This is a genomic window from Roseateles sp. FW301-B2, from assembly GCF_058788955.1.
The window spans coordinates 56,355-67,796 of sequence record NZ_JBYTBE010000026.1; the positions used below are offsets into that span (position 1 = coordinate 56,355).

The window sequence follows — 11,442 nt, forward strand, 5'->3', positions numbered from 1 at the left end:
ACTGGCCATGAATGCATCGCACGCCACGCCGAACCGCCTGGGCGCCTCCGGGCGCATCGCCGCCTTCTTCCAGTCGGCCCAAATCACCCCCTTGCTGGCCCTGGTGGCGCTGTTGCTGGGCATCTTCGCGGTGCTGGTGACGCCGCGCGAGGAGGAGCCGCAGATCAACGTCACCATGGCCAATGTGCTGATCCCCTTCCCTGGCGCGAGTGCCAGGGACGTGGAGCAGATGGTGGCCACGCCGGCCGAACAGGTGCTGGCGCAGATTGCCGGCATCGAGCATGTGATGTCGGTGTCGCGCCCCGGGCTGGCGGTGCTGACGGTGCAGTTCAAGGTGGGCGTGCCACGCACCGAGGCGCTGGTGCGCCTGCACGACACCGTGGCCGCGAATGCCGACTGGCTGCCGCAGAACCTGGGCGTGCTGCCCCCCATCATCAAGCCCAAGGGCATTGACGATGTGCCCATCGTGACGCTGACCCTGTACGCCAAGCAGGCCCAGACCGGCGCCTTCGACCTCGAGCGCGTGGCGCACAGCATGGAGATCGAACTCAAGCGCGTGCCCGGCACGCGCGAGGTCACGACCATCGGCGGCCCGGGCCGCGCGCTGCGCGTGCAGATCGACCCGGCGCGCCTGAACGGCAGTGGCCTGACGGTGGCCGAGCTGCGCCAGGCCTTGCAGTCGGCCAATCTGGGCCTGCCGCTGGGCGATCTGTTGCAGAACAACCAGGCGATTGCGCTGGAGGCCGGACCCTTCCTGACCGACGCCCGCGATGTGGCCGAATTGATCGTCGGCGTGCAGTCCGGCAAGCCGGTGTTCCTGCGCGACGTGGCCACGGTGGAAGACGGTCCGCTCACGCCCAGCCGTTATGTCTGGCATGGCGAGAAGGTGGATGGCAAGGGCCAGGAGTACCCGGCCGTCACCATCGCCATCACCAAGAAGGCGGGCGAGAACGCCATCGATGTGGCGAATGCGGTGATGCAGCGCGTCGAGGGTCTGCGCAACACCGTGATCCCGGCCGAGGTGTCGGTGGCGGAGACGCGCAACTACGGCGCTACCGCGAATGACAAGGCCGGCAAGCTGATCCAGAAGCTCATGTTCGCCACCGCCTCGGTGGTGGCCCTGGTCTTCATCGCGCTGGGCCGGCGCGAGGCCGCCATCGTCGGTACCGCGGTGATCCTGACGCTCACCGTCACCCTGTTCGCCTCCTGGGCCTGGGGCTTCACGCTGAACCGCGTCTCGCTGTTCGCGCTGATCTTCTCGATCGGCATCCTGGTGGACGATGCCATCGTGGTGGTGGAGAACATCCACCGCCACCAGCAGCTCTTCCCCGGCCGCAGCCTCAGGGAGCTGATCCCCGGCGCGGTGGACGAGGTGGGCGGCCCCACCATCCTGGCCACGCTGACGGTGATCGCCGCGCTGCTGCCGATGGCCTTCGTCTCGGGCCTGATGGGCCCGTACATGAGCCCCATCCCCATCAATGCCAGCATGGGCATGCTCTTGTCGCTGGCGATCGCCTTCGTCGTCACGCCCTGGCTGGCACGCATCTGGATGAAGGCCCTGCCCGCCGATGCACATGCCGACCCGCATGCCCTGCATGGCCTCTCCGCCAAGCTGGCGCCGCTGTTCGAGCGCGTTTTTTTCGCGCCGCTGCTGGATAGCCAGCGCGGCGGCCGCAACCGCAGCTGGCTGGGCCTTGGCATCGCTGGCCTGATCGTCGTTTCGCTGGCCTTGCCGGCGGTCGGTCTGGTGCTCTTGAAGATGCTGCCCTTCGACAACAAGTCCGAGTTCCAGGTGGTGGTGGACATGCCGGCCGGCACGCCGCTGGAGCAGACCGCGGCGGTGTTGCACGAACTCGGCGCGCACCTGGCCAGCGTGCCCGAGGTGACCGACTACCAGGCCTATGCCGGCACCGCCGCGCCCATCAATTTCAACGGCCTGGTGCGCCAGTACTATCTGCGCGCCGGCAGCGAGCAGGGCGACATCCAGGTGAATCTGGTGGACAAGCATGCCCGCCATGAGCAGAGCCATGCCATCGCCACGCGCGTGCGCCCGGCGCTGCAGGCGATCGGCCAGCGCTTCGGCGCCAACGTCAAGGTGGTGGAGGTGCCGCCCGGCCCGCCGGTGCTCTCGCCCATCGTGGCCGAGATCTACGGCCCCGAGGCCGAGGGCCGCCAGCAGGTGGCCAAGGCGGTGCGCGCCCTGTTCGACAAGCAGGCCGGCCTGGTCGACGTGGACGACAGCAGCATCGCCGCGGCGCCGCGCAAGCTGCTGCTGGTGGACCGCCGCAAGGCCGCGCTGCTGGGCGTGCCGCAGCAGGCCATCGTCAGCACCCTGCGCACGGCCCAGGCCGGCGAGGCGGTGAGCTATCTGCACGACCAGAGCAAGTACCCGGCCGCGGCCATGCTGCAGCTGGCGCCCGAATCGCAGGGCGACCTGAACGCCCTGCTCTCGCTCTCGGTGCGCGCGAGCAGCGGCAAGCTGGTGCCGATCCGCGAGCTGGTGACGGTGAGCGATACGCTGCGCGAGCAGCCCGTCTATCACAAGGACCTGCTGCCGCTGAACATGGTGGTGGCCGACATGGCCGGCAAGATCGACAGCCCGCTCTACGGCATGTTCGGCATGCGCAGCGAGCTCGCCAAGATCAAGGCCCCCGACGGCGCAGCGCTGGCCGAGCATTTCATCAGCCAGCCGGCCGATGCCTACCGCGGCTACGCGATCAAATGGGACGGCGAATGGCAGATCACCTACGAGACCTTCCGCGACATGGGCGCGGCCTATGCGGTGGGCCTGGTGTTGATCTATCTGCTGGTGGTGGCGCAGTTCGGCTCCTACCTGACGCCGCTCATCATCATGGCGCCGATCCCGCTCACCATCATCGGTGTGATGCCCGGCCATGCCCTGCTGGGCGCGCAATACACCGCCACCAGCATGATCGGCATGATCGCGCTGGCCGGCATCATCGTGCGCAACTCCATCCTGCTGGTGGACTTCATCAATCTGCAGCTGCGTGAGGGCATGGTGTTTGAGCGCGCCATCGTCAGCTCGGCCATCACGCGCGCCCAGCCCATCATGCTGACCGGGCTGGCCGCCATGATGGGGGCCTTCTTCATCCTCGACGATCCGATCTTCAACGGCCTCGCGATCTCGCTGATCTTCGGCATCTTCGTCTCCACCATCCTGACCCTGGTGGTGATCCCGACCCTTTACTACATGGCCTACCGCAAGCGCCTGCACTTGCTGTTGCCCGCCTGATCCCGTTCCCTATCTCACAACCACTCTAGGAGTACACCATGAGCACTTGGCAAGTCGTTCGCATCGTCGCCGGCAGCTTCATCCTGCTGTCGCTGGCCCTGGGCATCCCGGGCAGCCCGCTGTTTGTTTCGGCCTGGTGGCTGGCCTTCACCGCCTTCGTGGGCGTGAACCTGCTGCAAAGCGGCTTCACGCGCTGGTGCCTGATGGAAAGCATCTTCGCCAAGCTGGGCCTCAAGCGCGGCGACTAAGATCGTCCGCGCCACACCAGGAAGCCAGCATGGACAACGAACTGATCAGCATCGAACTCCGGCAACAGCAGGACTACTGCTTCAAGGCCAGCTTTGGCGGCACCCTGCCCGAGCTGCTGTGCGACGAGCCGCCGCCGATGGGCAGCGGCCTGGGCCCCTCGCCGGTGCAGCTGCTGTGCAGCGCGGTGGCCAACTGCCTCAGCGATTCGCTGCTGTTTGCGCTGCGCAAGTACAAGCAGGCGCCCGAGCCGCTGAGCTGCCGCGTCAGCGCCGAGGTCGGCCGCAATGCCGAGGGGCGCTTGCGCGTGCTGGCCATGCAGGCGCAGCTGCACCTGGGCGTGCCCGCCGCGCAGCTGCAGCATCTGGACCGCGTGCTGGCGCAGTTCGAGAGCTTCTGCACCGTCACGCAGAGCGTCGGCCAGGGCTTCCCGGTCGAGGTGCAGGTCTGGGACGCCGACGCGCAGCGCCTGAAATGAAGCGCGCCCGCTGAGCCCGACATGCACGCCGCCGTCGTCCCACTCCATCGGCAAGGGCCCGTGCATCCGCAGGCGCAGGCCTGCGCGCGCTGCGAGCTGCGGCGCCTGGCGTTGTTCGGCACGCTGTCGGAGCAGGCGCTGGACTGCATCCATGTGCACATCGCCGCACAGCAGCTGGAGCCCGGTCAGGCCCTGTACGACATCGGTCAGCAAGCCGAGGCGCTCTTCACCGTGCGCTCGGGCGTGGTGCGGCTGGAGCGCGTCAACGCCAGCGGCGAACGCCGGGTGGTGAGGCTGGCCGGGCGCGGCGATCTGATCGGCCTGGAGGCGCTGCTCAAGCAGCCCTATGGCAGTACCGCACTGGCCAGCACGCCGCTGGAGGTCTGCCGCATTCCGCGCGGCCTGGTGGCCGAGTTGAGCCAGTCGCATGTCGGTCTGGCGACCGCACTGATGCAGCGCTGGCAGCATGCACTTGCGCAAGCGGAGGAATGGTTGGCAGAGCTGTCGATGGGTCGGGCGCAACGCCGCGTGCTGCGCCTGGTGCACAAGCTGAGCCAATACGCCCAGGGCGATGAGCAGCAACCCTGGATCTGGCTGCCCACGCGTGGCGATATCGGTGCGATGCTCAATATGAGCATGGAGACGGCCAGCCGCGCCATCAGCGCGCTTCGGCGCCAGGGGGTGCTGCTGCAGGTCGAGCCGCAGCGCGCGCGTCTGGATCTGGCGGTGCTGCAGGCGAGCCTGCGCAGCGACGAGCGGGGCTGAGTTTCCCCTGGTTCAGCGCGCCGCTGCCGGCATCAGCCGTTCCTTCACCTCGATCTCGGCGGCCGGATCGAGTTCGATCGCCACCTGGGTGCAGACGGCGCGGCACAGCGCGGCGACGCGCTCGCTCTGCAGCCGGTAGTAGATCTGCGTGCCCTCGCGGCGCTTGGACAGCACGCCACTGCGGTAGAGCGTGGAGAGATGCTGCGACATATTGGGCTGCGTGGTCTCGATCGCTTCCAGCAGCTCCGACACATTCTTCTCGCCATGGCAGACCGCGCTGATGATCTTCAGCCGGATCGGCGTGGACAAGAGCGAGAACAGTTCGGCGACAGATTCGAAAACCTTGTCTTCGGGCGGACGGTCTTCCATGGCGGCTTCAGAGAGTGGCACGCGCCGATTGTATTCGCAAGAACGGATATAAGCGTGGCGCGAAGCTAGGGGCGGCTCACTTGAACCTGTAATGCTGCTTGTTGAGCACCGCCGCCACCGCGCTCACTTCCTCGGGAAACATGCCCAGATTGAGCTCGGTATTGCATTGTTCGACCATGCCGCGCAAGGCCCCGGCGGTCTTGACACGCTCCAGCGGCCGATAGACCGCCGAGCCATCACCGCCGAACTTGCGCGCATGGCATTCGGCGCAGTGATGCTCCTGGATCAGCTTCTGACCCAGGGCCAGATCGGCATCCTTGAAGATGCTGGCGTCGTCGCTGGATTGAGCGCTGGCATGCCAGGCCAGCGGGCCGGCGGCGCACAAGGCGGCCGCCAGCATGGCAAATTTGGCGATCTTCATGGCCTGCTCCCGGTCATCGCGGCTGGGCGACCATGGTATTGCGCTTACTTGGCGCCGCCAAGCACCCAGGCCGCCAGCGTCTTGGCGTCGGCATCGCTGAGCGCGGCCTGGGCCGGCATCGGCACCGGGCCCCATTTACCCGAGCCGCCAGCCTTGATGCTGGCGCTGAGCTTGTCGACGGCGTCGGCCTGGCCGGCATATTTCTTCGCCACCTCGGCATAGGCCGGGCCCACCAGCTTCTTGTCCACCGCATGGCAGGCCATGCATGAATTCTTCTGGGCCAGCGCCAGATTGGCATGTGCCAAGGGGCTGGCCAGCAGGGCCACCAGGCTGAGCGTCAGGGCGTAGGGTTTGCTCGTCATCGTGTCTCCAGTTCAATTGTTGCCATTTATCCGCGCACGATGATATTTCATCTGCGCACCAGACTTTGCCTTGGCTCAAGGCGGCCGGGCCGGTCGCCGGCGAATATATGCGCATTCGCTTATTTTAAAGACCATCGCATGAGCAAGTCCTACCGCGCCATCACTGCCGAGGTTTCCGCTTCGCTGGCCAAGCTGCGTGCCGACATCCCCGACACCACCCGCGGCTTCTCGGCGCTGGCGCAGGCGGCCACGCGCGACGGCACGCTGGACAAGAAGACCAAGGAGTTGATCGCCATGGCGCTGTCGGTGGCCTCGCGCTGCGACCCCTGTGTCGGCTTTCATGCCGAGGCGCTGGTCAAGCTGGGCTGCAGCCGCGCCGAATTCGAGGACATGCTGGGCATGTGCATCTATATGGGCGGTGGGCCTTCGCTGATGTACGCGGCCCAGGCTTTGCAGGCCTTCGAGGAGTTCGGCGGGCCGGGCGCCACGCCGGGCCAATAAGGCGCTACTGCGCCAGACGCAGATAGGCCAGCACATCGGCCTCGAACATCTCGCCCGGCACGACCTCGACGAGCCGGCCCTGGCGGTCCACCACCGCCGTCAGCGGCACCGAGCGGCGGCGGCTCAGCACCGCGGCCAGTGCCTCGGCATCCAGCGTGTTGGGAAAACTCCAGCCGCGTGCGGCCGCATGGCGTGCCACGGCGGCCGCGTCGCTCGATCGCACCACGCCCAGCACCGTCAGCGCCTGGCCCTGCGCGGCGCGCCAGAGCTTCTCCAAATGGACGTTGTGGCGCTCGCAGAAACCGCAATCGGGTGACCAGAACACCAGCACCACGGCGCGCCCCTGGGCGCCCTGCCAGGCCTGGCCGTCCAACAGACGCACCTCGGGCCAGGACACCGGCTCGCCGCGCGTCGCCGGCAGGGCCAGGGCCGCTGGAGCTGCAAGCGCCAGCAGGCTGAACAGGCAGGCGCGCCGCCTCATCGCCCCTCCTGCTCCATCAGCAGATAGGTGTTGTAGGCATTGATGCGGTTGGCGGCGGCAAACAGCGGCAGCTTGGCGAAGCGCGACCAGTCGGTGCGCGCATAGGCTTCCTCGAAGGGTTCCATATTGCGTGCCGCCTCACCCATGCGCTGGCGCAGAAAGGCCAGATAGTCGCGCGTCATCTGCAAATCCTCGCGCGCGGTGCTCGACACCTGGCCATGGCCGGGCACAATCACCTGGGTGTCGAAGGCCAGCAGCTTGTCCAGTGCGCCGATCCAGCGCCCGCTGTCGGCCTGGCCCACAAAGGGCACGCGGCCGCGGAACACGATGTCGCCGGCCAGCAGCAGCTTGAGCTGCGGCACATAGACCACCAGGTCCTCGGGCGTGTGGGCCGGGCCTACCGGCTGGATCTGGAAGTCCAGACCGCCCATCCGCAACGTCAGTGCGCCGGCGATCCAGCGGTCCGCGGGCACCAGCGCGGTCTTTTCGTCGATCCAGGGGAACAGCTCCTCGCGGCTGGCCTTGAGGCGCAGGGCGGCGGTGTCGGAATGCAGGTAGATCTGCCCGTCCTGCTGTGCGATCACCTGCGCGCCGGCAGCCTTGAGGGCTGGCAGGCCGTAGATATGGTCGGCGTGGTAATGCGTCATCACCACATAGCGGATCGGTGCCGGCGTGATCTTGCGGATTTCCTGGATCAGCTCCTGCGCCAGCGCCGGTGAGCCCAGCGCATCCACCACCAGCACGCCCTCGGGCGTGACGACGAAGGCGGCGTTGGAGATGAAATTGCGATTGGCGGTGGAGCCCAGTGCCGATTCGCCCTGCACCATCCAGGTCTGCGGCGCCACCTGCACGGCGTGCACGGCCTGGGCCTGGCTCAAGCTCGCGCCCAGGGTGGCCACCAGCATGCACAAGCGGGCAATCAAACTGTTTATTCGCATGCGCTGATATTACAGCGCGCTCCGCCGCCTGTCGACCATCATGGTTAGTCCCGATGGGCCGGGGCGCGGCTTGTGCGGATGCTGGCAGCCGGGCCCACAAGCGCAGGCCCGCCAACTCAGGAGATGCTCATGACAGGGACGAGAGTACGCGGCGCGTGGCCGCTGAGCCTGGCCTTGCTGGCCGGCGCGAGCTGGGCACAGGATCCCAAGGCCGACCCTCATCTGGCGCGCAACCTCGCGGCCACCTGCGCCAACTGCCATGGCACGGCCGGCGTGGCCAAGGGCGAGATGAAGACGCTCGCCGGCCGCAAGGAGGACGAGCTGCTCAAGCTGCTGGCCGACTTCCGCAGCGGTGCCCAGCCGGCCACCATCATGCACCAGATCGCCAAGGGCTATAGCGAGGAGCAGCTCAAGCTGGTCGTGAAGCATTTCGCCGCGCTGCCGGCCAAGCCCTGAGGAGCACCGCATGACAAAAGCGCATCAACAATCCGAACTGCAACGTCGCCAGCTGCTGCTGGGCGGCCTGGCGCTGGCGGGCATGGGCCTGACGGGCTGCGCAAGCATGGGCACGGGGCCGTCGATCGGCCGGGTGGTGGTGGTGGGCGGCGGCTTTGGCGGCGCCACCGCGGCGCGCTATCTGCGCCTGTGGGGCGGCAACGTGGACGTGACCCTGGTGGAGCGCCAGGCCAGCTTCGTCTCCTGCCCGATCTCCAACCTGGTGCTGGGCGGCCACAAGCAGATGAGCGACATCACGCGCGGCTACGAGGGCCTCAAGGCGCTGGGCGTGAAGCTGGTGCAGGGCGAGGTGGTGGCGATCGATCCGGTGGCCAAGTCGGTGCGCCTGGCCGACGGCAGTGCGCTGGCCTACGACCGCCTGGTGCTCTCGCCGGGCATCGATTTCATGAGCGATCAGATCGGCGGCCTGCAGGCCGCGCTGGCCAGCGGCCAGGTGCTGCACAGCTGGAAGGCCGGCCCGCAGACGGTGGCGCTGCGCAAGCAGCTGACCGACATGGCCGACGGCGTCGTGGTGGCGATGAGCATTCCCAAGGCGCCCTACCGCTGCCCGCCCGGCCCCTATGAGCGAGCCTGCATGATCGCCAGCTACCTGAAGACGGCCAAGCCCAAGTCCAAGCTGCTGGTGCTGGATGCCAACCCCGAGATCCAGTCCAAGAAGGCGCTGTTCGAGAAGGCCTTCAAGCAGCATTACGAGGGCATCCTCGAGTACCGCCCCAATGCCGAGCTGAAGGAGGTCGCCAATGCTGGCAAGCTGGCACGCCTGGAGTTCGAGGACGTCAAGGCCGATGTGCTGAACGTGATTCCGCCGCAGCGTGCCGCCGATCTGGCGCTGCAGGCCGGCGTGGTGAACATCAATCAGCGCTGGGCCGGCGTGCACTGGCTGAGCATGGAGTCCACCGCCCTGCCCGGCGTGCATGTGCTGGGCGACGCCGTCTTCCCCGGCCCGGGCATGCCCAAGTCCGGCCATATGGCCAACCAGCAGGCCAAGCTGGCGGCCGCGGCCATCATCCAGCTGCTCAAGGGCGAGGCCGTCAATGCCACGCCGGTGCTGATGAACACCTGCTACAGCTTCGTCACCGCGCGCGACGTGGTGCATGTGGCCTCGGTGCACCAGTACGACGCCGCCGAGAAGGCCTTCAAGCCGGTGCCCGGCTCGGGCGGCGTGTCCGCCGCGGCCAACCAGGTCGAGGGGCGTTATGCCCTCTCCTGGGCGGAGAACATCTGGGCCGACATGCTTGGCTAAGCCTCAGTTCAAACCACTGATGTAGGCCGACACGGCCTTCAGCTCCAGCTCGTTGAGCTTGCTGGCGATGGCGTGCATCACCGCGTTGTCGTTGCTGCGCTCGCGCTTGTTGAACAGGCGCAGCTGGTTCTCGGTGTACTGCGCATGCTGGCCGGCCAGGCGCGGCAGCTGCGGCGTGCCATGGCCCTTGGGGCCATGGCAGCCGGCGCAGGCGGCCACGCCGCTATAGGGATTGCCGCGCATGAAGACAAAGCGCCCCACCTGGGCCAGTTCGCTGTCGTCCACCGCATGGGCCACCGGCTTGCGCGACTCGAAGTAGCGGCCCAGTGCGGCGAAGTCCTCGGCATTCAGGTCTTCCACCATCGCCTGCATGGTGCTGCTCTTGCGCTTGCCGGCCTGGTAGTCGGCCAGCTGGCGCGCCACATAAGCACCATGCTGGCCGGCCAGGCGCGGAAACACCGGGCTGGAACTCTCGCCATCGACGCCATGGCAGATGAAGCATTTGCCCTGCACGATCTCCTCGGCACGGGCGAGCTGTGCATCCTGGGCCTGGGCGCCCGCAGCGAGCATGAGGATCAGCCAGCCGGCGGCCGCTGAACGACGGAGTTGGGTGTAGCGCATGAACCTCACTCTAGGGCATCAGGCCCTGAAGCTGCGGGAGAACTGGGGCACCGCCTGATCCAGGGCGGCCACGGGCTGGGCGGCCAGGCGCTCGGCACGGCGATCGACCCAGTGATCGGTGAGGGCCGCGGCGCCCCACATGCAGGACAGGGTGACCCAGGAGGTGACGGTGAACACCGCCGCGCCCGACAGGCCCGCGCCGACCGCGCAGCCACCCGCCAGCATGCCGCCGAAACCCATCAACACCGCACCCACCAGGTAACGCCGCATGCTGGCGCCGCCGGCAAAGCCCTCCAGCTTCAGCTCGCGAAACAGCGCGGCGGCCAGGAAGGAGCCCAGGAACACGCCGGGCACCAGGCCCAGGTCGAAGGTGGGCGGCTTGCCAGGGGCGAACAGCACCCGCGTCAGCACCTCGGCCGAGGGGCCGGTGAAGCTCAGGGCCTGCACCGGTGCGGCCTCCGCGTCCAAGCCCAGCAGCGCCACATAGGAGGTGAACCACCAGGCCGCGCCGATCGCCAGGCCCACCATGATGGCGCCGGCCCAACCCCAGGCGGGCACACGCTGGTGCCAGGCCCAGCGCACCGCCGCCGCGAGCCAGACGGCGGCAAAGAGCAAGGCCCCGCCGCGGCCGATGCCGGTGATGGCGATGAGGTCGCGCGCCGCGCCACCCTCCACCGTCCACCAGGCCGAGATCAGCTCGCGCAACGGGGCCAGCACGCCGGTCCAGGCGGCCTGCGCGGTGACCGCGAACACCAGGCCCGACAGCACCGAGCGCAGATTGCCCTGCGCGGCCAGCACCAGCAGGCGGCTGGAGCAGCCGCGCGCCAGAATCATGCCGATGCCGAACAGCGCGCCGCCGATCGCCGCGCCCGAGAGGCTGCCGCGCGCCGCCAGCTGGCGCGCCGCGCTGACATCGGCCTGGCCCAGCGCGATCAGCGCCTGGGTGGACAGCAAGGCGGTGGCAAAGGCAAACAACCACACCGTCAGCTTGCCGCCCGGCGCGCCGCGCGAGAACTCGATCGTGGCCGAACGCAGGCAGAAACGCGAACGCTGGGCAAAGAAGCCGAACACAAAACCGATGATCAGCCCGCCACCGGCCAGGGCCTTGGCCTGACCGAGCGATTCGAGGATGGATTCCAGCGGCATGATGGCGGCCTTGATCTGCTTTTGCTTCGGCTATGCGCGTTTGCCCCAGATCAATTCGGGACAATTTGCTTTTAAATCCTAATATGCGCAGCTGCTGATGTA

The 11,442-nt window shown here is 67.7% G+C and carries 14 protein-coding genes; 7 read left to right on the top strand and 7 right to left on the bottom strand.

Annotated features, from left to right (window positions below; genetic code table 11):
- The first annotated feature begins 7 nt into the window (after positions 1 to 7).
- From AC3WQY_RS17460 to AC3WQY_RS17475, 4 genes are read left to right on the top strand one after another with little or no spacing between them, the layout of a single operon-like run.
- Entirely contained in the window at positions 8 to 3,253 is a 3,246-nt protein-coding gene (locus AC3WQY_RS17460) for an efflux RND transporter permease subunit (RefSeq protein ID WP_492709816.1), read from the top strand.
- 38 nt (positions 3,254 to 3,291) lie between these two features.
- Positions 3,292 to 3,501, top strand: coding sequence for a YgaP family membrane protein (locus AC3WQY_RS17465; protein ID WP_285232144.1), 210 nt, complete (start codon positions 3,292 to 3,294; stop codon positions 3,499 to 3,501).
- Between the two features lie 29 nt (positions 3,502 to 3,530).
- Positions 3,531 to 3,977: an OsmC family protein gene (locus AC3WQY_RS17470; RefSeq protein ID WP_492709817.1), complete on the top strand. Its 447-nt coding sequence runs from the start codon at positions 3,531 to 3,533 to the stop codon at positions 3,975 to 3,977.
- Between the two features lie 60 nt (positions 3,978 to 4,037).
- Positions 4,038 to 4,742 (top strand): Crp/Fnr family transcriptional regulator, encoded by a 705-nt coding sequence (locus AC3WQY_RS17475; protein WP_492709818.1) that lies wholly within the window; start codon positions 4,038 to 4,040, stop codon positions 4,740 to 4,742.
- A gap of 12 nt (positions 4,743 to 4,754) precedes the next feature.
- Here AC3WQY_RS17475 and AC3WQY_RS17480 read toward each other — a convergent pair whose 3' ends face one another.
- The 3 genes from AC3WQY_RS17480 to AC3WQY_RS17490 all read right to left on the bottom strand — a co-directional run bounded on the left by AC3WQY_RS17480 (position 4,755) and on the right by AC3WQY_RS17490 (position 5,894).
- On the bottom strand, positions 4,755 to 5,111 hold the full coding sequence (locus tag AC3WQY_RS17480; protein WP_285232141.1) for an ArsR/SmtB family transcription factor: 357 nt from the start codon (positions 5,109 to 5,111) through the stop codon (positions 4,755 to 4,757).
- Between the two features lie 76 nt (positions 5,112 to 5,187).
- Entirely contained in the window at positions 5,188 to 5,532 is a 345-nt protein-coding gene (locus AC3WQY_RS17485; protein ID WP_492709819.1) for a hypothetical protein, read from the bottom strand.
- A 44-nt stretch (positions 5,533 to 5,576) separates the two neighbouring features.
- Entirely contained in the window at positions 5,577 to 5,894 is a 318-nt protein-coding gene (locus tag AC3WQY_RS17490; RefSeq protein ID WP_492709820.1) for a c-type cytochrome, read from the bottom strand.
- 138 nt (positions 5,895 to 6,032) lie between these two features.
- On the opposite strand from AC3WQY_RS17490, the gene AC3WQY_RS17495 reads away from it, so the two are divergent.
- Entirely contained in the window at positions 6,033 to 6,395 is a 363-nt protein-coding gene (locus AC3WQY_RS17495; RefSeq protein WP_285232138.1) for a carboxymuconolactone decarboxylase family protein, read from the top strand.
- A 4-nt stretch (positions 6,396 to 6,399) separates the two neighbouring features.
- Here the strand turns inward: AC3WQY_RS17495 and AC3WQY_RS17500 are convergent, their stop codons facing one another.
- Complete coding sequence (locus AC3WQY_RS17500; RefSeq protein WP_492709821.1) at positions 6,400 to 6,876, bottom strand: TlpA disulfide reductase family protein; 477 nt, start codon at positions 6,874 to 6,876, stop codon at positions 6,400 to 6,402.
- Positions 6,873 to 7,814 (bottom strand): MBL fold metallo-hydrolase, encoded by a 942-nt coding sequence (locus AC3WQY_RS17505; protein ID WP_492709822.1) that lies wholly within the window; start codon positions 7,812 to 7,814, stop codon positions 6,873 to 6,875. The genes AC3WQY_RS17500 and AC3WQY_RS17505 overlap by 4 nt, the downstream gene beginning before the upstream one ends.
- Positions 7,815 to 7,943: 129 nt before the next feature.
- Between AC3WQY_RS17505 and AC3WQY_RS17510 the strand changes: the two genes are divergently transcribed.
- Positions 7,944 to 8,270 carry a c-type cytochrome gene (locus tag AC3WQY_RS17510; RefSeq protein WP_285232136.1) on the top strand — a complete coding sequence of 109 codons (327 nt, stop codon included), beginning with the start codon at positions 7,944 to 7,946 and terminating at the stop codon, positions 8,268 to 8,270.
- A 10-nt stretch (positions 8,271 to 8,280) separates the two neighbouring features.
- A complete protein-coding gene (locus AC3WQY_RS17515) occupies positions 8,281 to 9,573 on the top strand; it encodes an NAD(P)/FAD-dependent oxidoreductase (protein ID WP_492709823.1) in 1,293 nt (430 codons plus the stop codon).
- Between the two features lie 3 nt (positions 9,574 to 9,576).
- Here the strand turns inward: AC3WQY_RS17515 and AC3WQY_RS17520 are convergent, their stop codons facing one another.
- Together AC3WQY_RS17520 and AC3WQY_RS17525 are read right to left on the bottom strand one after the other, a co-directional pair.
- Positions 9,577 to 10,194 carry a c-type cytochrome gene (locus AC3WQY_RS17520; RefSeq protein WP_492709824.1) on the bottom strand — a complete coding sequence of 206 codons (618 nt, stop codon included), beginning with the start codon at positions 10,192 to 10,194 and terminating at the stop codon, positions 9,577 to 9,579.
- 18 nt (positions 10,195 to 10,212) lie between these two features.
- Positions 10,213 to 11,340 (bottom strand): YeeE/YedE family protein, encoded by a 1,128-nt coding sequence (locus AC3WQY_RS17525; RefSeq protein ID WP_492709825.1) that lies wholly within the window; start codon positions 11,338 to 11,340, stop codon positions 10,213 to 10,215.
- Between the last annotated feature and the right edge of the window lie 102 nt (positions 11,341 to 11,442).